16 protein-coding genes and 1 pseudogene are annotated in these 18,576 nt (G+C 62.7%); 3 read left to right on the forward strand and 14 right to left on the reverse strand.

Annotated features, from left to right (window positions below; all coding sequences use genetic code 11):
- Positions 1 to 7 precede the first annotated feature (7 nt).
- Together AB8A38_RS07095 and AB8A38_RS07100 are read right to left on the reverse strand one after the other, a co-directional pair.
- On the reverse strand, positions 8 to 2,689 hold the full coding sequence (locus AB8A38_RS07095; protein WP_439085504.1) for a PAS domain S-box protein: 2,682 nt from the start codon (positions 2,687 to 2,689) through the stop codon (positions 8 to 10).
- Positions 2,690 to 2,791: 102 nt separating this feature from the next.
- Positions 2,792 to 4,903 (reverse strand): PQQ-dependent dehydrogenase, methanol/ethanol family, encoded by a 2,112-nt coding sequence (locus tag AB8A38_RS07100; RefSeq protein WP_439085505.1) that lies wholly within the window; start codon positions 4,901 to 4,903, stop codon positions 2,792 to 2,794.
- A 311-nt stretch (positions 4,904 to 5,214) separates the two neighbouring features.
- On the opposite strand from AB8A38_RS07100, the gene AB8A38_RS07105 reads away from it, so the two are divergent.
- On the forward strand, positions 5,215 to 6,780 hold the full coding sequence (locus AB8A38_RS07105; RefSeq protein ID WP_439085506.1) for a long-chain-fatty-acid--CoA ligase: 1,566 nt from the start codon (positions 5,215 to 5,217) through the stop codon (positions 6,778 to 6,780).
- Between the two features lie 119 nt (positions 6,781 to 6,899).
- Here AB8A38_RS07105 and AB8A38_RS07110 read toward each other — a convergent pair whose 3' ends face one another.
- The 10 genes and pseudogenes from AB8A38_RS07110 to AB8A38_RS07155 all read right to left on the reverse strand — a co-directional run bounded on the left by AB8A38_RS07110 (position 6,900) and on the right by AB8A38_RS07155 (position 15,533).
- The gene (locus AB8A38_RS07110) at positions 6,900 to 7,700 is read right to left on the reverse strand and encodes an NUDIX hydrolase (RefSeq protein WP_439085507.1); all 801 of its coding nucleotides are present in this window, start codon (positions 7,698 to 7,700) and stop codon (positions 6,900 to 6,902) included.
- 162 nt (positions 7,701 to 7,862) lie between these two features.
- Positions 7,863 to 8,819 carry a dihydrodipicolinate synthase family protein gene (locus tag AB8A38_RS07115; protein ID WP_439085508.1) on the reverse strand — a complete coding sequence of 319 codons (957 nt, stop codon included), beginning with the start codon at positions 8,817 to 8,819 and terminating at the stop codon, positions 7,863 to 7,865.
- Between the two features lie 69 nt (positions 8,820 to 8,888).
- A complete protein-coding gene (locus tag AB8A38_RS07120) occupies positions 8,889 to 9,341 on the reverse strand; it encodes a GNAT family N-acetyltransferase (protein WP_439085509.1) in 453 nt (150 codons plus the stop codon).
- Between the two features lie 15 nt (positions 9,342 to 9,356).
- Positions 9,357 to 9,494, reverse strand: a pseudogene (locus AB8A38_RS07125) (SDR family NAD(P)-dependent oxidoreductase); the annotation flags it as partial.
- A 143-nt stretch (positions 9,495 to 9,637) separates the two neighbouring features.
- On the reverse strand, positions 9,638 to 10,498 hold the full coding sequence (locus AB8A38_RS07130) for a MaoC/PaaZ C-terminal domain-containing protein (protein WP_439085510.1): 861 nt from the start codon (positions 10,496 to 10,498) through the stop codon (positions 9,638 to 9,640).
- Between the two features lie 166 nt (positions 10,499 to 10,664).
- On the reverse strand, positions 10,665 to 11,054 hold the full coding sequence (locus tag AB8A38_RS07135) for a Zn-ribbon domain-containing OB-fold protein (RefSeq protein ID WP_439085511.1): 390 nt from the start codon (positions 11,052 to 11,054) through the stop codon (positions 10,665 to 10,667).
- Positions 11,054 to 12,202, reverse strand: coding sequence for a thiolase domain-containing protein (locus AB8A38_RS07140; RefSeq protein WP_068730675.1), 1,149 nt, complete (start codon positions 12,200 to 12,202; stop codon positions 11,054 to 11,056). Before AB8A38_RS07140 ends, AB8A38_RS07135 begins: the two co-directional genes overlap by 1 nt.
- A 1,055-nt stretch (positions 12,203 to 13,257) precedes the next feature.
- On the reverse strand, positions 13,258 to 13,695 hold the full coding sequence (locus AB8A38_RS07145) for a DUF1489 family protein (protein WP_068730674.1): 438 nt from the start codon (positions 13,693 to 13,695) through the stop codon (positions 13,258 to 13,260).
- A 50-nt stretch (positions 13,696 to 13,745) separates the two neighbouring features.
- Positions 13,746 to 14,699, reverse strand: a complete 954-nt coding sequence (locus tag AB8A38_RS07150; protein WP_439085512.1) for a hypothetical protein — start codon at positions 14,697 to 14,699, stop codon at positions 13,746 to 13,748.
- Between the two features lie 177 nt (positions 14,700 to 14,876).
- Positions 14,877 to 15,533: a glutathione S-transferase family protein gene (locus AB8A38_RS07155; protein ID WP_439085513.1), complete on the reverse strand. Its 657-nt coding sequence runs from the start codon at positions 15,531 to 15,533 to the stop codon at positions 14,877 to 14,879.
- Between the two features lie 128 nt (positions 15,534 to 15,661).
- Between AB8A38_RS07155 and AB8A38_RS07160 the strand changes: the two genes are divergently transcribed.
- On the forward strand, positions 15,662 to 16,378 hold the full coding sequence (locus AB8A38_RS07160) for a DUF599 domain-containing protein (RefSeq protein ID WP_081421764.1): 717 nt from the start codon (positions 15,662 to 15,664) through the stop codon (positions 16,376 to 16,378).
- Here the strand turns inward: AB8A38_RS07160 and AB8A38_RS07165 are convergent.
- Positions 16,353 to 17,288 (reverse strand): hypothetical protein, encoded by a 936-nt coding sequence (locus tag AB8A38_RS07165; protein WP_439085514.1) that lies wholly within the window; start codon positions 17,286 to 17,288, stop codon positions 16,353 to 16,355. The two genes, AB8A38_RS07160 and AB8A38_RS07165, sit on opposite strands and share 26 nt — an antisense overlap.
- A gap of 116 nt (positions 17,289 to 17,404) precedes the next feature.
- Between AB8A38_RS07165 and AB8A38_RS07170 the strand changes: the two genes are divergently transcribed.
- Positions 17,405 to 17,716 (forward strand): DUF3253 domain-containing protein, encoded by a 312-nt coding sequence (locus AB8A38_RS07170; protein ID WP_439085515.1) that lies wholly within the window; start codon positions 17,405 to 17,407, stop codon positions 17,714 to 17,716.
- A 4-nt stretch (positions 17,717 to 17,720) separates the two neighbouring features.
- Here AB8A38_RS07170 and AB8A38_RS07175 read toward each other — a convergent pair whose 3' ends face one another.
- Positions 17,721 to 18,524, reverse strand: a complete 804-nt coding sequence (locus tag AB8A38_RS07175; protein ID WP_439085516.1) for a YdcF family protein — start codon at positions 18,522 to 18,524, stop codon at positions 17,721 to 17,723.
- Between the last annotated feature and the right edge of the window lie 52 nt (positions 18,525 to 18,576).

Consider the following 18,576-nt stretch of genomic DNA (forward strand, 5'->3'; position numbering starts at 1 on the left):
GCGTCCGCTACTCTGCTGCCATCTCCAGCGGCGCAACGCGCGGCAGGATGATCTGGATGCGCGTTCCCTGCCCCGGGTCGGACTGCAGATGCAGACGACCACCGAGGCGGCTGGTGACGATGCTGTAGACGATGTGCAGACCTAGGCCCGTGCCACCCTGATCCCGGCGCGTCGTGAAGAACGGGTCGAAAGCACGCCGCCGGACCTCCGGGCTCATGCCGACGCCGTTATCCGCAAAAAGAATTTCCACATGATCGTTGCCGGCTTCCTGCACCTTGATCTCGACCGAGCCACCATTGCCATCAGGGAATGCATGAGCGACGGAATTGAGGAACAGATTGGTTAGCACCTGACCATACGGACCCGGATAGCTGTTCATCGTCAGTCCCGGCTTGCAGTCGACCGAAAGCGCCAGCTTCTGTTTTCGTAATCCCGGCTTCAAACTCATCACCACCTGTTCTGTGAGATCGGCGAGATCAAAGACGCGCTGGTCGGAATAATTTCGGTCGGCGGAAACCTGCTTGAATGACTGGATCAGCTCAGCCGCGCGATTAAGATTGGCGACCAATTGTGCCGCCGCATCGCGGTTGGACTCGATGAATTCGGTCAGGGTCGAGCGGCGCAGCTCGCCGCGCGCAACCTCCTCGCCGAACAGCGCGATCTTGCGTTCCAGCGATGATGCCACGGTCAGGCTGATGCCCACGGGATTATTGACCTCATGAGCCACGCCGGCAACCAGCCGCCCAAGCGCCGCAAGCTTCTCCGCCTCAATCAAGGAATTCTGCGTCTCACGCAGATTGCGTAGCGCCGTCTCAGCGGCATCCTTGGCCTTGAGCATCTCCTGCTCGCTGCGCTTGCGCTGGCCGATATCGAGCGCCACGGTCACGATGTTCTGGATATCACCATCGGCCGTCAGCAAAGGCAGCTTGTTGACCAGCCACTGCCGCATCACGCCGGCAGCATCCTTGTATTCCTCTTCGTAGAAACCGAGCCCCTTCCTGGTCGCCAGCACCATCTTGTCAGGCGAGTCGGTTTTTGACGCACCAAAGCGCATCATCAACTCGCCAGTGGTTTTCCCGATCGCCTCACCGGGGTCTATGCCGAAAATTCCCGCCATATAGCGGTTCATCAGGACATATCGCAGATCGGTGTCTTTTACGTTGATGACGGCAGGAACGGTATCGATGACCTGCTGCAGCAACCTGCGGCCTTCCCTGATCGCGGCTTCGGCATGTTTCTGGTTGGTGATGTCACGGACTGTTCCCTCATAGCGCACAACCTCGCCATTCTCGTCGCGCACCGCCGTGGCGCTGTCGGACAGCCAGAGGACCGTGTCGTGCCGTTGACGGACCTGATACTCGAATTCGCGCACCATGCCGTCGCTTTCCATGCGCTGTTGATACTCGGCGCGTGCCGCGGGATCGACATAGATGTTGCGCGAGATATCGAGCGTGGCGCGGATCAGATCTTCCGGTGAATCATACCCCATCATCCGCGCCAGTGCCGGATTGGCATTGAGTAGCGCGCCTGCCGGCGTCGTCACATAGATGCCGTCGACGGATCCTTCAAACAGCTTGCGATAACTTTCTTCCGCCAGCCTCTGCTCGGCCAGCGCATGCAAGGCCGCCTCGCGCGCGGCATCGGCATCGACCAGCGTCTTGCGGAACACCTCCGCGGCGCGCGCGATGTCACCGATTTCATTCTCCAGATCCATGGCCGGGATCGGCGTGTGCTTGGCGCCGCCGGCCAGCGCACGGATCGACTTGGCAATCGCCTTCAGCGGCTTCACGATCCGCCGCACCACGAAAAGTGCCGCCAGGAGCCCGACCAGAACGCCCGCCGTGCCAAGGATGATGCTTTGCCATCTTGCCTCGGTCAGCGTGCGCGCGAACTCGCGCGACAGCACCCGGCCACGACGGGCGCTGAGCTCCCGCAACAATTCGGTCACCCGGCCGATCAATCGGCCTTCGGCGCCAAGCACATCCCTGTCGAGATCGGCGATCTCGCTCTCGGTTTCCGAGATCGAAATGATTGCATCGGTGTAGGCATCGGCCGCCGCACGAAGTGCGGGCGTGCTGATCGGCAGCGCACGCATGCGCTGTGCGGCCTGCTCGGCTCCGATCGGATCGCGTGCCAGCAAAGCCGCCGCGATCTCGTTCTGCGCCCGGAACATGGCCTTGGCGGCATTTGAATTCGTCACATCCGGAACGGCGTTCTCGAATTGCTCGCGGAGCGGCGGGAGCGTCGCCAGCATAGCGGAGCGACGTGCGATCAGCGATGAGACGCGCTCGATCCCTTCGCGATACTTGGTCAGCCGCGCATCGACACCGTCGATCATGTCGCGCTGCTCGGGCGCAAGCTCGATCCGGGTCTTCTTGAGGAGATCGCCGAGCGCCGTGGCAGCCTGCGAGACCTTTTCCGGCTGTGCGTCGGGATCGGTGACGAAATCGCGTGCAGCCAGCCGCAGGCTGATGAGGCGGCGGTCGATGTTTTCGGCCAGATCGCCGACGCTCTGCAGCCGCTCAAGCTCGGCGAAGGTATTGTCAATATGACGGATCGCAACCACGCTGGCGATGCTGGTGATGAGGATCACCGTCAACACCAGCAGGAACCCGCTGAAGGTCAGCTGGCCGATCGAGAGCGAGGACGATCGGACCCGCTGAAAGAATGCCGTAATGGCAGAGGACATGGTTGTGGGACCGGACTTCAGAGCGTCCCAATATATCCCGACTTCAGCCGCGGGGGGAACATGCTGGACGGCCCGATCGGGCCGAACCGTCCAGCATGGTGTCTATTTTGGCCGTATCGCGTCGGCGGTGCCCTGGATGAAGGCCTGGATCTTGACCACATCCGCTTCCGTGAGCTTGCCGGTAAAATCAGGCATGCCCTTGTCCTTGAATGGCCCGTTGAAGACGATGTCCTTCAGGTTGGTGATGGTCTCGGTGGAGACATAGCCCAGGTTGGGCACATTGCCGCCCTTGTCCACGCCCGGCACACCGTGGCAGGTCGCGCAGGCGTTGACATAGATCGAGGTGCCCTCCGGGACGTGAGCGGGATCGTATTTGACCCCGGTCAGCAGATTGCCGATCTGGTACTTGGTGAAAGCTGGCAACGGCGCCTTGCCGCCAATGGCAAAGGTATAGACCGTGCCGGGCGCCTCACGATCCGTCGCGCGCTGGGTGATGCCGAACACGCCCCCCCACCCGACCGCCACCGAGACGTATTGCACGCCATCGACCATATAGGTCGCAGGTGCGGCCACCACGCCGGTGCCGACCGGCGTCTCCCAAAGCTTCTCACCTGTCCTGGCGTTATAGGCGATGAAGCGGCCGTCCGCGGTCCCTTGGAACACGAGATTGCCGGCCGTCGTGAGCGTGCCGCCATTCCAGGGGGCGATATACTCAGCGCGCCATGCTTCTTTCTGCTTCACCGGATCCCACGCGATCAGGCGACCGAATGGCGGGTTCTTCGGCGGCTCGGCATTGAGCGAGAAGCCGACATTCCAGCCCGTGGTGCCGCCGAACTTGTTCGAGCCCGGCGCATTCTGCACCAGTGTCCTCTCACCCGTGAGGTTCAAAGGCACGCCCTGCGCCGGCAGATAGACCAGCCCGGTTTGCGGATTGAACGACATCGGATGCCAGTTGTGAGCACCGAACGGTCCGGGAATGCTGTCGAAGGATTTGTCCGGCGAGCGGGCTTCCGGCACCTCGATCGGTCTTCCGCTGGCGTCGTAGCCGGTGGCCCAGTTTACATCGACAAAGTTCTTGGCGGAGATGAACTTGCCGTTGGTGCGGTCGATGACGAAGAAGAAGCCGTTCTTCGGCGCATGCAGCACCACCTTGCGCGGCGCGCCGTCGATCGTGAGATCGGCGAGGATCATCGGCTGCGTCGAGGTGTAGTCCCAGTTGTCGCCGGGCGTTTCCTGATAGTGCCAGAGATATTTCCCGGTATCGGCATTCAGCGCGACAATTGAGCCGAGATAGAGATTATCGCCGCCTCCCGGACTGCGCAGATTGCGATTCCAGGGCGAGCCGTTGCCGGTGCCGATATAGACCATGTTCAGGTCGGGATCGAAGGTGATCGTATCCCAGGCCGAGCCGCCACCGCCATTGACCCAGTATTTGCCTGCAGGATCCCACGTCTTGGCAGCCGCAGCCATCGATTCGTCCTCGAACGGCTTGGCGGGATCGCCGGGCACCGTGAACCAGCGCCATGCCTGATTGCCGGTCTCAGCGTCATAGGCCGTGACATAGCCACGCACGCCATATTCGGCGCCACCATTGCCGATCACCACCTTGCCGTTGAACACGCGCGGCGCGCCGGTGATCGTGTAGGACATCTTGCGGTCGATGACGGTGTCCTTCTCCCAGACCTTGTTGCCCGTCGCGGCATCCAGCGCGACCAGCCTGCCGTCATAGGAGCCTACGAACACTTTGCCCTTGTAGAGCGCGACGCCGCGATTCACGACATCGCAGCAGCCGCGATAGCCCTTCTCGCGATCTACTCCCGGATCGAAGGTCCATAGCCGCTTGCCGGTGCGGGTATCGACTGCATGCACGACGCTCCAAGGCGCAGATACATACATGATACCGTCGACGACCAGCGGCGTCGCCTCGACGCCGCGGATGGATTCCAGATTATAGGTCCACATCAGGCCGATATCTTTGACATTCTCGGCCGTGATCTGATTGAGTTTGCTGAAGCGCGTCTCGGCGTAATCGAGGCCGTAAGTCGGCCAGTCCTTGGACGTCGCCGTGTTGGCCGTGATCGCCGCACTATCGATTGCCGATGTAACCGCCTTGATATGGTCCGGTGTGCCCTTGGTCTGTGCGTTGGCGGCACCGCCCAACAACGTTGCACCAAATGCGACTGCGATGGATGTTCGGAGCCAACGGTGCAGCATTATATGTGAGTTGAGTGTCCCGTTGAAAAATGGACGCAAGGGCGCGCCCCGACGAGCAAGCTGTCTCATGCATTTCACTCCCAATGGCCTCTGGCGGGCCTGTCGCGATGTTACGCGCAAGAGTTGAATCGTCAACAGATGAGAACAGTTCCAGATTTTTCTCTGACGCGTTTTGCATCGCAAAGCTCGCGCAAATCCTTTGAACCATCTGGTGAGATATAAGCGATCGGCTACGCTTGCCCGCCCCTCACCCATCGCTATGATCGCGCCACAGAGATGCACGCAGCATCCGCAATACCGAGGGGAACGCCATGAACATTACGCAGGGCCTGCGCCGTGCGCTGCAAACCAGCCCGCAGACAATAGCCACCATCGACGGCGATCGCCGCCGAACATGGCGCGAGGTTGGAGACCGCGTCGCGCGTCTTGCAGGTGCGCTGCAAAAGCTTGGCGTCAAGCACGGCGACCGCGTGGCGGTGCTGATGCTGAACTCCGACCGCTATCTCGAACTCTATCTGGGTATCGCCTGGGGCGGCGCTGTGATCGTGCCCACCAATGTGCGGTGGAGCCAGGCCGAAATTCTCGACTCCCTGCTCGACTGCCGCGCCACGGCACTTGTTGTCGACAGCGCCTTCGCCGCCACGGGCGTCGAACTCGCCAAAGCGATGCCACTCACGTTGGTCTATGCGGACGACGATCAAGGTCCGGTCGAAGCGCACAATTACGATGAACTCGTTAAGTCGTCAGAGCCGGTGCCGGATGCGATGCGGACACGCGAGGATCTCGCAGGTATCTTTTACACCGGCGGCACCACAGGACGTTCCAAGGGCGTGATGCTGAGTCACGGCAACATCATGAGCAACTCGCTGCACATGATGAGCGAAGGCCTGCTGCCCCATGGTTCGATCTATCTCAATGCCGCGCCGATGTTTCACGTCGCCAACGGCGGCGTGATGTTCACCTCGCTGGCCTCTGGCGGCACCAATGTCATCGTGCGGATGTTCAATCCGGAGCTGGTGATGCAGACCATCGCCCGCGAGAAAGTATCGGCGACATTGATCGTCCCGACCATGATCCAGATGCTGGTCGACCACCCCGCTTTCGCGACCGCCGATCTGTCATCGCTGAAAATCATGATGTATGGGGCCTCGCCGATCAACGATGCACTGCTGAAACGCGCGATGGCCGGCATGCCCGGCACCGAATTCCACCAGCTCTACGGCATGACCGAACTGTCGCCGCTGGCCACGCATCTGCCGTGGGATCAGCATATCGGTGAGGAAGCCACTGCCAAGAACCGTCAACGCGCTTGCGGCCGTGCGGCAATCGGCTGCGAGGCCCGCATCGTCGACGCCAATCGCAAGCCCGTGCCGAATGGCGAGGTCGGCGAAGTCGCCGTGCGCGGCCAGAACGTGATGATGGGCTATTGGGAAAGACCGGAAGAGACCGCGAAAGCCGTCATCGATGGCTGGATGCACACAGGCGACGGCGGCTACATGGACGACGAAGGGTATATCTATCTCGTCGACCGGATGAAGGACATGATCATCTCTGGCGGCGAGAACGTCTACTCCACCGAGGTCGAGAATGTCGTCGCACAACATCCGGCCGTGGCGCAGTGCGCCGTAATCGGCATTCCCGACTCGCAATGGGGCGAGACCGTGCATGCCTTCGTCATTCCGAAGCCCGGAGCGAGTGTCAATGCCGCCGAGATCATCGCCTTCTGCAAGGAGAAGATCGCCGGCTACAAGTGCCCGCGCAGTGTGGACGTGCGCAACGAGCCCTTCCCGCTGTCGGGTGCCGGCAAGGTGCTGAAACGCGAGCTGCGGCGGCCATTCTGGGAGAATGCAGCGGCGATGCAGGTGAAAGCGGGATGAGTTAACACTCCGTCATGGCCGGACTTGTTCCGGCCATCCACGCCTGTCCTTTGTTGCCAAAGACGTGGATGCCCGGGACAAGCCCGGGCATGACGGAGAGAGATGCGTTAAACTTGCCGCTACGGCGCTCCGGTGAGTTCGAACACCTCGCCGTCATAGCCAGCCTCGATTGGAATCCGCAGCTGGCGCTTGTCGCCATCCCGCGTGACGATGGGCGTGACACTGACAATGGTGCTGCGTGTCGCATCGTCGAGCGCTGCGGCAACACTCTCCTGCTTGCCGAGCTTGATCAGATTGCGTGTGGTCGGGAACGGCAGCGTGAAACGGCCCGATGCGCCGCCGTCCAGCGCTTCGCGTGGCGACAGCCAGATCGAGTCCGTGGACTCCTTGCCGTCATGCATGCCGACCTGTTCAGGGGGCGCCTCGGCGAGGAAGAACCAGGTGTCGAACCGCTTCTTCATGCCTTCCGGCGTGATCCAGTGTGCGTAGGGCACGAGCAGATCGAGCGCGAGCTCCAGATCGTTCTCGGCAATGATGTCGGCGAATTTGACCTTGCCCTCGTTCAGCGCATCGCGATGCTGATCGGCGATAGCGCTCGCCTTCGTCGCAGCAATCAGGTCTTTCGATCCGCGCGGCCGTGCCAGCAGGATGCGGCTTTCTTCAAAGGTCTCGCGGATCGCAGCGATCTTGAATGCCAGCATTTCGGGATCGAGACGCTCGCCGCCGCTATAGAGTTTCGGCTGTGTGCCGATCTCGCGATCTCCGGCATCGACGCTGCCGCCCGGAAACACCAGCGCACCAGATGCGAATTCGATCTGATAGTGCCGCACCATCATGAAGACGTCGATGGCGTCGGTTGCACCCTTGCGCAGCAGGAGAATGGTGGAAGCAGGACGCACAACGCCGGGCTCGCTTGGCATTCAGTTTCTCCCTGATCGGCATTCTTTGATGCCGTGTTTCTTGTTGTTGACCTCTCGGTCGTCATGGCCGGGCTTGTCCCGGCCATCCACGTCTTGGCCGGCGAAGACGTGGATGCCCGGCACAAGGCCGGGCATGACGAACTTCGACGGCTCTCTTGCTACCTAACCCGCAGCACTCGACTGCGGTGCGATGTTCGCGCGCTTGTCGTAGCGCGCGACGCGCGAGAGGAGATAATCGACCTCCGCCTTCGCCTGCGCCGTGATCGCCACGCCCGGCTTGCGCTGCGCGCTTGATGCAATAACGCCGCGCTTCTGCAGCACATATTTCCGGACCGCCAGACCAATGCCGAGCTGCTGCTCGTAGCGGATCAGCGGCAGATGAGCATCGAACAGATCATGCGCCTTGTCGCGCTCGCCCTTCTTCTGGAGATTGACGACGTCGATCAGCAGCTCAGGGAAGGCATAACCCGTCATCGCGCCATCAGCGCCGCGTTCCATTTCGAAATCCAGGAACACGCCGCCATTGCCGGTGAGGATCGAGGTTTCGCGCAAGCTGCCGTCCTTCTGGAAGTTGCGCAGCGCGGTGATCTTCTCCAGGCCCGGCCAGTCCTCATGCTTGAGCATCACGCAGGACTTCGAGTCCATGATGATCTTGCGGATCACAGCAGGTGTCATCACCACGGTGAGGGTCAGCGGATAATCCTGCAGCACCCACGGCACGTCGTCGCCGATAGCCTCGACCGCACCCTTGAAATAGTTGGTGATCTGGTCGTCGGTGCGCAGATGCGGCGGCGGGGCGATCATGACGCCGGCAGCGCCGGCATCCATCGACTTCAGCGCCAGCGAACGCATGGCGGCAAAGCCCGGTGCGGAAACGCCGACGATGATCTGCATTTTATCGCCGGCGCGCTTGATGAAGCGGGTGGCCACGGCCTCGGACTCGGCCCCCTCCAGCTTCGGCGCCTCGCCCATGATGCCGAGCACGGTCACGCCGTTGCAGCCGACCTCCGCATAGAAATCCGTCAGGCCGTCGATCGATTTGTCGTCGATGCGGCCGTCGTCGAGGAACGGGGTCGGTGCGATGGCGAAGGTGCCGGCGGCTTTGGCGGTCAGTTTCATGGTTACTCTCTGGATATTGGCGCTTGGAACGGACATTCTGGCCGGACACTATCATCCATCAACAAGGCTTCAAAGTGCGAGAGACAGCTTCGGAATGCATCGCCCCGGTATCGAGCCGGACGCGACCGTTCCCGCATCCACCGCACCCTCACGGCGGTAAAACCCGGCTGCGCCCGGATCAGCCTCGATGATCATGACCACGGCACCCACTTCGCGCGCTGCTGACTTTGCCCAGTCCAGCAGGATGCGCCCTGCTCCCGATCGCAGTTGATCCGGCTCGACGAACAGTCTGTCGAGCTGGGCGACTTCGCCCGCGATCCCGACCTGAACCATGCCGATCACGCGTCCATCGCGGACGGCGACCTGAAGTAGCGAGCTGCCAAAAGTCTCAGGCGTCAGCGTGAGTTCATCACGGCACGCCGCCATGAAGGCAGCGTCATAGCCCCAGATGGCCTTGGAGCGCAGGCAGAGCTCGGTCAACGCTGCAGCTTCGTCAGGATGCGCCGCGCGCAGCGTGAGCATCCCGGATACCATTTACCCAGAGCCATCGCGCGGGCCGCCGAGATCGTTGACCACCACGGATGCGCCCTCGCGCGCGAACAGTTTGGCGTAGGCTTCACCGAGACCGCCACCGGCGCCTGTGATGATGGCAACCTTGCCGTCGAGAAGACCCATGGCACGCTCCCTGTATTTTTATGATTTTGTTTTTTGTTTCGCTCCGTCATGGCCGGGCTTGACCCGGCCATCCACGTCTTACGTTTTGACCAAGACGTGGATGCCCGGCACAAGGCCGGGCATGACGTCGAGAGGATTGAGGTCTACGCCAGCACCGTCCTGCCGCTCTTGATCACGGTGACGCCGCGTTCCTTCACCTTGGCCTCAAAACTCACCACGTTGCCGTCCTTCCACAAATCCATGCTGACAGTCTCGCCCGGAAACACCGGCGACGAGAACCGCACCGCATGCTGCTTGAAGGCCGAGGGATCGTAATCGGCATAGGTCTGCAGCACGCCGCGGCAGGTGATGCCGTAGGTGCACATGCCGTGCAGGATCGGCCGCGGGAAGCCGGCGCGCTTGGCGAATTCGGGATCGCTATGCAGCGGGTTGCGGTCGCCGCACAGGCGATAGATCAGCGCCTGGTCGGGCCGCGTCGTGATGTCGACGGTCTTGTCCGGCGCGCGCTTCGGCATCGCATGCGGCTCGGGCTGGCCTTCGGACTTGCCGCCGAAGCCGCCATCGCCGCGGGCGAAACGCGACGCCACGAGAGTCGCCAGCGCCTCCCCGGCTTCATCGCGCAGGATGGTCTGATGCAGGATTACGGCGCCCTTGTCGGCGCCCTTGTCGAACACGCCAAGCACGCTTGAGTCCGCGGTGATCTTCGCAGCCACCGGCAGCGGCTTGTGAAAGGTGATGTCGCGCTCGCCATCGACCACCAGCAGCTTGTTGAGACCCATCTCGCCCGGGCCCGAGCCCCATGCGGCAACCGATGCATAGGTCGGCACGACTTTCAGCGGACGCGGCGTATAGGTGCCTTCGTTGACAAAAGCGAGTTCACGCTCGTCCATCGGATCGGCGCCCATGCCGATGCCATAGGCGTAGAGCATCACTTCGCGATCGGTCCAAGCATACTTCTGGCCGATGTTCTTCATCGCCATCAGGGCTTCGTAGTTGATGGGCATTCGGTCGCTCCCGATTTTCTTGTTTGTTGCTGTTTCTCTCTCACTGTCATCGCCCGGCAGCGCGAAGCGAGCTTCGCTAGATGACCGGGCGATCCAGTACACACAGGCCTTTCGGCGTTTACTGGATCACCCGCTTACGCGGGTGATGACAGCCTGTGTGCGTTGCTTATGCCGGCGTGAAGAACGGCAGCGGTGCGCCGTCGGTCGGCTTCCACACCAGTTTCACCTTCTGGCCGATCTTCAGACTGCCCGGATCGCAGTCGACGATGTTGGTCTGCACCGAGGGGCCTTCCTTCAGCGTCACATAGGCGATCACGTACGGACCGGTCGCCGACTTGCGCATGTGGCTGTAGGTGTAGATCTCGCCCTCGCCCGAGCTCTGTTCCCACTCGGTCTTGTCGGAGAAACAGAACGGGCAGATCGCGCGCGGGAAGAAGTGCGCTTCGCCGCAGGTCGTGCAGCGCTTGATCATGAACTTGCCGTCCTTGGCCGCATCCCAGAACGCCTGCGATTCAGGATTGCCGGCCGGCGTCGGATACTTCTTGGCTTCAGTCATTACACGCGCTCCAGAATAGCGGTCGATGCGGCGTGACGTACGCCGAGCAGGCCTCCGGTGCCGTGCGCGATCGCCAGATCGCAATTCGGCACCTGCACCTTGGGATGGGCTTCGCCGCGCAGCTGGCGCACGGCTTCGAGAATCTTGGTCATGCCGCCGCGATTGACGGGATGATTGCTGCACAGACCACCGCCATCGGTGTTGAACGGCAATTTGCCGACGCCCGAGATCAGGTTGCCGTCGGACACGAACTTGCCGCCGTCGCCCTTCTTGCAGAAGCCGAGGTCTTCGAGCTGCATCAAAACCGTGATGGTGAAGCTGTCATAAATCGACGCGTATTTCATGTCCTGCGGCGTCACGCCCGCTTCCTCGAAAGCGCGCGGACCGGACCACACACCGGCCGAATAAGTGAGGTCGAGATCCTTGCCGCCGCGCGGACCCTTCATGGCTTCGCCGTGGCCGATCAGGCGCACCAGCGGCTTCTTCAGGCTCTTGGCGATCTCGGGCGTGGTGACGATCATCGCGCCACCGCCGTCACTGACGACGCAGCAATCCATGCGGTGCAGCGGATCGGAGATCATCGGCGAGTTCAGCACGTCCTCGACGGTGACGACGTCCTTGAGCATCGCATGCGGGTTGTACTGCGCGTGATGCGAGGCCGCGACCTTGATCCAGGCGAGTTGTTCGCTGGTCGTACCGTAGTCGTGCATGTGACGCATGGCACACATGCCATAGGCATTGTGCGTGGTGGCACCATAAGCAGTCTCGAAATCGGCTTCGGCGCCCTGCAGACGCGGTGGCATTACGCCGGTGCGCGGCTTGCCGGCCAATGTGACGAGTGCGATCGAGCACTTGCCCGCGGCGATCGCCTGCGCGGCATGGCCGAGATGGATGATGTAGGAGCAGCCGCCGGTCTCGGTGGAATCGACGTGACGCGGCTTGAGGCCGAGATAGTCGACCATCGGCCACAGGCCCCCTTGCGCATCGCCTGCACAGAAATAGCCGTCGACATCCTTGTGCGTGAGGCCGGCATCCTCGAGCGCCCCCTTGGCGACTTCGGCATGCAACTGCGCAATGGATTTATCCGGCGCATGCCGGGTCGGGTGTTCGTAGATGCCGGCGATATATGCCTTGCCCTTGATGCTCAAACGTCTCTCCGATTGGTGTTTCGTCCCAGTTCAGTTTTTTGTGACCTTTCACGGCAGCCTTGGCAAGCGACAACATTTCACGCTGCGGACGTGAATTTCACAGAGCGGAATGGATGGAGCGGGATCGCCGCGGTTTTTGCTGATGCGGTAGCGACTTCGTGGTGACGGCCTGTGAGCTCTCACAAAAGCGGAGGTCAGGATTTCCGGAAGTGGTGGGCTGGGCGGTGCTACGACAACGGCTTGCGCTACGCGCAGGCCGCGACATCCGACATGGTTTCAACTCAGGCAGCCCCTGCTCTTCAGACATGCGTCATCACCCCCATTGTTTGCGGCGCGGGGGCGCCGTCGTCTCTTGCATTCCCGCCCCCTTGTGAGAGGGCGTGCGGAACGCCGGGTGCCCGTTGCACCCTTGGGCCTGATGCGATGCGGTCTTCCGCAATTTTGAGTGCATCAGGACTTTCGGAGGCGCCGAGCGAGTGCCCGACGTTCCGCATACGGTGTTTTTTCAGCCTGCTTGCACTTTGCCTTGGCGAACGGTCCGATCACCAAAATGATGGTCCCACGGCGGAGGGACAGGGAGCCTCAAGCGAGTAAGCCGGACGCGTTTCGATTTGGTCGTCCGTCACACTGTCCAGAGGTTCTTTCCATCCGAAGGTCGGCCGTCTCCTTGCCAGTGGCAGTGCTGGCGCAGATCCGTCCTGCCCGAAGACAGACGTCACCCATGAACCGCGTAACGCCGCATCTCCGGCGTCCACCGCATCCTGCCCCGCGAACGTGACGATCGCGATCGCCCCTCTCGGTGGGGCAGGACGAAGGGGAATATAGTCCATGGAGGGATATTGTCAATGAGAGATAGGAAAAAATGTTTGGTCGCCCCCAACTGTCATTCCGGGGCGCGGCCGGCACTTGCCGGACGCGAACCCGGAATCTCAACATGGGAGGCTCCGATCGCGCCAAACACTCTGAGATTCCGGGTTCGCGCTCTGCCGGCTTCGCCGGCGACGCGCGCCCCGGAATGACGAGCGTGTGGGGTGGAATGACGAGCGAGCCCTGCCCTACAGCAGTCCCAGTTCCCGCAGCTCGCGCCGCATCGGCTCCGGCATCGCTTCGATACTCGCTGCGGCCTTGCCGAGATCCGGCGGGGCGTCCTTGTCGGTGAGATAGCGCCAGCCCTGGAACGGGCGCAGCGGACGCGGCGCGACCGTGACCGGCTTCGGCTGCATCACCAGGCGGCAGCGATTGATACCGTCGCTGTCGCGAAACGGTTCGATCGCAAGAATCTTTTCGCGCAGCGCGATCTCGCCCTTGATCACCCAGTAGAGCGAGCCGCCGTCGAGCAGTTCGACATCGCGTTTCGGCACCATGCGGGTGATGTGGATGTGATGCTGAGGTGCGCCGCGCGCTTTCGCTGCGCGCATCCGTTCGGAGAGATAGCTTTTGAAATCCGCGATGGATTCGCAGCCGACGGCGAGCTTGATGAGATGCAGGGGCATGGGTCAGAAATCGGCAGTGCGACGCGGTTTTACAAGGCGTTATCCACCGCTCAGTTATCGGCCGGCGGGGCCTCCGGTGCAAGCTGCACGGGCGCTGGGGCGGCAGGCGCCTGTGGACGAGCGGCGGTCTTCGGTGCGGGTTGCTTCTTCGCGGCCGCAGGTGGCGGCGTTGCCGTGGCTGGGCGCGGCGCAGGCGCCTGCGCATTGGCCGCCGCCGGTGGCTTCACGGGCGTTTCCGTCATGATCGAGATGGGCGGGATCGAGGATGATGACGGGAAATCGGCCGTGGTCGGCTTGCCGGTCGGAACCGAGGCCGGCAATCCGGCCAGCGCGCCCGTCGCAGCGGCTGCAGCCGCAGGCGGCGCATTCCAGCCCGGCGCATAGCGCGTCACGAGGCCTTCATAGGTCCGCTCTTCCATATTCGCGGCAATCTTCTTGTGATCGGTCAGCGCGGCATAGGCAGCGCAGCTCTCCGGCATGCAGCGATCGCGCGATTGCAGCACATAGGCGATCAGGCCGTAGCGATCGCGTTCGATCGCGCGGCGCAGCCCCGCCAGTTCGGGTGTCATGGATTTATTCGCTGCGGCGACATCGCCATACGACGTCAAACGATTGATCTGCGCAGCCGAGGCCGATACGGCAGCCGCCACCGAATCCGCCGAGCCGAACAACACCTTCTCGCAGCCCGCGAGCACCATATCGCCGGCGAGATCGTCGAGGCAGGACAGCGCCGGCAGCGAGGCATTCACCTGAGGCGCCGCAACGGCGGCGTGCGAGGCGTCCTGCCCTGCGGTTTCGGATTTGCGCAGCGTCGCTGCAGCGGCAACGCCGATCGCCAGCAGCGTGATCACGGTCAGCGCGCCATTGGCGACGGACTTCTCGGCGCGCAGCAGCGTCGCCAGCACGATCAGGGCGAAGAAGACGGAGGCAGCCAGCGCAAGCCACATCGGAAGCGTCGGCGCGCGCCAGATTTGATCGAGCGAATTCGCCCATACCCCGTTCATCGAGTCGTCCCCGCAGATGTGGAAGCCAATTTTCCAAAGAAAGCCCTGCTTCCGAAGAAAATGCTTCCAAAGAAAGTCGGGCTGCCATGAACCCGCAATATGCGGTTGTTATGGCACGGCCCCGGTCATGACGAAATCGTGGCGGCGCGACCCGGGGCCCGTTCCGACCGAAACGTTTCAGTCATCCTCGAAGCGCGGAATGACAATGGTTTCCGCGAGACCCTCATCGGTCCATTGCCGGAACGCCGGCAGCGCCTGCATCGTATCCATATACGCACGGGCTTCCGGCGTGACATCGATGTCGTAGGTCAGGAACCGGTGCACCACCGGCGCATACATGGCATCCGCGCCGCTGAAGGCGCCGAACAGATACGGCCCATATTTGCCATAACGCGCGCGGCAATCGGCCCAGATCTGCTGGATGCGCCGGATATTGGCCTTGGCATCGTGGGACAGCGCCTTCGCCCGGACCGGCCGGTGCAGGTTCATACCGCATTCGTTGCGCAGCGGCATGAAGCCGGAATGCATCTCGGCAGACACCGAACGCGCATGGGCGCGCGCAGCCCGGTCTTCCGGCCACAGCTTTGCATCCGGAAAAAGCTCGGCGGCATATTCGATGATCGCCAGCGAATCCCACACCGTGATCTCGCCATCGACGAGCGCCGGCACCTTGCCGGACGGGGTCACATCGAGAATGCGCTGCTTGTCGGCGGCATCCGTGTACAGCGGCACAAACACCTCCGCGAAGGGGATGCCGCAGGCCTTCAGCGCAACCCATGGCCGCATCGACCACGACGAATAATTCTTGTTACCGATCACCAGCGTCAGCGACATCAACCACTCCTTGCGAGACCGGTAAATTGCCACGCATGCGCCGCTGCAAGCAAGCCGCGTGCACAGGCTTGTTGCTGCATCACGGCATGCGTGGCAGAAGTGCCAATCGATACGATGGGTGCTTCATGATCAACTATTCCTGGGTCGACGTCTTCGCGCTGGGCTTCTTCATCCTGGAGTGGACGACCTATGCGATCACGCTGGAGCACACCAAATACGGCCGCGACAGCCTGTCGGCGCGCATGCACGCCTATCGTGAGGTCTGGATGCGCCGTCTGCTGGAGCGCGAGGCGCGCATCGTCGATACCCACATCATGACGTCGCTGCAGAACGGCACCGCGTGGTTCGCCTCGACCACGCTGATCGCCATCGGCGGCTCGCTGGCGCTGCTGCGCGCCACCAACGAAGTGATGCCGATGATGCAGAACCTGCCGCTCGGCTTCAACACGACGCCCGGCATGTGGGAGATCAAGTGCTTCGGGCTGATTCTGATTTTCGTCTATGCGTTCTTCAAATTCGCCTGGTCGTACCGGCTGTTCAACTATGTTGCGATCCTGATCGGCGCGATGCCGCTGGCCTCGAAGCGCGACACGCCAGAAGCCGAAGCCCATGTGGTGCGCACGACCAGGATGTTTGGCGCAGCGGCCCGGCATTTCAACCGCGGGCAGCGCGCCTTCTTCTTCGCGCTCGGCTATCTCGGCTGGTTCGTCAGCCCCTGGGTGTTTCTGGTCTCGACCGCTGCCGTGGTGATCGTGACCTGGCGCCGGCAGTTCGCCTCCAATGCCTGGCAGGCCATGGCGCCCGACGCCGAAATCAGGGTTACCCCGCGAAATCCTGCGGCGTAAAATCGAGATCGAGCACTTTCCACTCGTCGTATTTGTCGGCCGGCAGCATCGCATAAGGCTGGCAGGCTTCCAGCGCCTGCTTGGCTGCCTGCATCAGCAGCGCCGCCTTGGCCGGCCGCCGGACCTCGATCACCGTGGGCTCGGCAACCAGCCGGCCGTCCGGCGAGAACACGGCGCGCAGCTTGACCTTGGCGTCATCGCCGCGCGCGACGGTGGTGGGCAATTTCGAACAGGTTTTGAGATGCCGCCGGAAAGCGGCGATATCCAGCTTCGACAGATCCGCCTGCTCCGACGCGGCCCCGCCGCCGAAGCCTTCAGGCAGCCCCAGCATGACGCCGTATTTCACGGTGATATCGGCCTCGGGCTGTGGCGGCGCCTGCTGTGGGCCCGGCTGCGGCGCCGGCGGCTGAGCCTGCAAGGCGGCCTGCTGCTGCAACGGCGGCTGCGCGGCCGGTGGCGGTGACGGAGGCGGCGTTGCGGGAGTGGCCTGCGGCTGCTGGGCCTGTTGCTGCTGAGGCGGCGGCGGTTGCTGGGCCGCCTGTTGCTGCGGTGACGGTGCGGGTTGCTGCGGCGACGTCTTCTGTGGCTGCGGCGGGGTGTTCTGCGCCGATGACTGCGGTTTGGCGGCGACGGCCTGCGTCTTCTGCTCTTCCAGGGTCGGCTTGTTGGTCAGGTCGGGCAGCCGAAATTCCGGTTTTTCCAGTTCGGGCTTTTTCTCGGGCTCCGGCGGCGTCTCCTCGGCCTTCTTCTGCGCCTCGGCTAGCTGCTGCGGCGTTACCAGATCGACGGCAACGCTCTCCTCATGCTGCTCCATCGGACGCGCATCGGCGAAATAGACCCCGGCCGCCAAAGCGAGATGGCCGACCACCGAGACGGCAATCGCTGCGCGGATGAGGTGCCTTGGTTCCATGGGGCTAATGAGACTTCTATACGCCGACTGGCCCGATCATAGCGTCGTGCCCTCCCCCGCGCCATGACCGCCATGCCACAGCTTGCGTCGCGCGGTGCGATCGGTCATGGCAGTGCATGGCCAAATCCCCTCCGAAGACCCCGAAGCCGTCAGCCGCCAAGCTGGCCCCGAAACCGAAGCCCTTGCCGCTCGACGAGGCGATCCTCGACGCGCTCACCCGCAACGGCGCGGGCACGCTGAGCCCGCCTGAGATCGCCCATGTGATCGAGCCCGAGGGCGACTGGCACGCGCTCCTGATGCCGATCCGCCGCGCCGCCGTGGCGCTCGCTCTGGACGGCCGCCTCGTGATCTATCGCAAGGGCAAGCCGGTCGAGGATCCCAACGACTTCCGCGGCGTGTACCGTTTGGGACTGCCGAAGGTGGAGTGACGCATCACCGCTTCTTCGGCGCCGGCAGCAACTCGCTGCTGCGGCCGGCGAGCCAATAGGTGATCAACCCGACCCATTCGTGAACCGCGATGTCGCTCCGGCCGAGGCCGGCGCTGGCGGAATCGAATGTCTCGGTGGCATCGATCCAGCCGCGCGTGCGCCAGTCCACCGGATAGGCGTCGACATCGAATCCGACCCTGCGGAACGCGCCGATCGCGCGCGGCATATGCCAGGCGGACGTCACCAGCAGCCAGCGCTCGCCGGGCTTCGGCGACACCAGACCTGCCGTGAAGGCGGCATTTTCGTCCGTGGTGCGGGAGGCGGTTTCAAGCGTGACGCGTTCGGGGGCCACGCCGAAACGCCGCAGCAGCTCGCCAGCGACGGGCGCTTCGGACAGCGACTTTTCAATCAGGCTGCCGGCGCCGCCGGTGAAGACGATACGCGCCTGCGGATAGCGGCGCGCCAGCTCCAGCATCGCCGTTATCCGCTCGCCAGCCGAATTGATCTCCAGCGAGCCACGGGCCGCGGACGAATCCGAATCGATGGCGCCGCCGAGCACGATGATGCCGTCGGGTGCACGGCCATCGTCCTGCCATTTCGGAAAACGCTCGGTCAGCGACAGCATCAGCACATTGCCAACAGGCGAATAGCCGAACAGCAGCAGCAACAGGATGCCAAAGGTCACCAGCAATGTTCCGACACGCTGGCGCTGCAGCAGCACCAGCACAATGCCGATGACGCAGATGATGGCGATCGCATTGGACGGCTCCGTGAAGAAACCGAGCATCTTGGAGAACGTGAAGAACATGAGGCCCTTGGCTTGCCGGACGGTGTCACTGCATGAGCCATCCCGTCCACAA

It is taken from the genome of Tardiphaga sp. 839_C3_N1_4, assembly GCF_051811045.1.
Lineage (GTDB): Bacteria > Pseudomonadota > Alphaproteobacteria > Rhizobiales > Xanthobacteraceae > Tardiphaga.

Coding starts and splice junctions, on each gene's coding strand:
- AB8A38_RS07095 (WP_439085504.1), bottom strand. CDS start 2,689: ATGTCCTCTGCCATTACGGCATTCTTTCAGCGGGTCCGATCGTCCTCG.
- AB8A38_RS07100 (WP_439085505.1), bottom strand. CDS start 4,903: ATGCTGCACCGTTGGCTCCGAACATCCATCGCAGTCGCATTTGGTGCA.
- AB8A38_RS07105 (WP_439085506.1), top strand. CDS start 5,215: ATGAACATTACGCAGGGCCTGCGCCGTGCGCTGCAAACCAGCCCGCAG.
- AB8A38_RS07110 (WP_439085507.1), bottom strand. CDS start 7,700: ATGCCAAGCGAGCCCGGCGTTGTGCGTCCTGCTTCCACCATTCTCCTG.
- AB8A38_RS07115 (WP_439085508.1), bottom strand. CDS start 8,819: ATGAAACTGACCGCCAAAGCCGCCGGCACCTTCGCCATCGCACCGACC.
- AB8A38_RS07120 (WP_439085509.1), bottom strand. CDS start 9,341: ATGCTCACGCTGCGCGCGGCGCATCCTGACGAAGCTGCAGCGTTGACC.
- AB8A38_RS07130 (WP_439085510.1), bottom strand. CDS start 10,498: ATGCCCATCAACTACGAAGCCCTGATGGCGATGAAGAACATCGGCCAG.
- AB8A38_RS07135 (WP_439085511.1), bottom strand. CDS start 11,054: ATGACTGAAGCCAAGAAGTATCCGACGCCGGCCGGCAATCCTGAATCG.
- AB8A38_RS07145 (WP_068730674.1), bottom strand. CDS start 13,695: ATGCCCCTGCATCTCATCAAGCTCGCCGTCGGCTGCGAATCCATCGCG.
- AB8A38_RS07150 (WP_439085512.1), bottom strand. CDS start 14,699: ATGAACGGGGTATGGGCGAATTCGCTCGATCAAATCTGGCGCGCGCCG.
- AB8A38_RS07155 (WP_439085513.1), bottom strand. CDS start 15,533: ATGTCGCTGACGCTGGTGATCGGTAACAAGAATTATTCGTCGTGGTCG.
- AB8A38_RS07165 (WP_439085514.1), bottom strand. CDS start 17,288: ATGGAACCAAGGCACCTCATCCGCGCAGCGATTGCCGTCTCGGTGGTC.
- AB8A38_RS07170 (WP_439085515.1), top strand. CDS start 17,405: ATGGCCAAATCCCCTCCGAAGACCCCGAAGCCGTCAGCCGCCAAGCTG.
- AB8A38_RS07175 (WP_439085516.1), bottom strand. CDS start 18,524: ATGTTCTTCACGTTCTCCAAGATGCTCGGTTTCTTCACGGAGCCGTCC.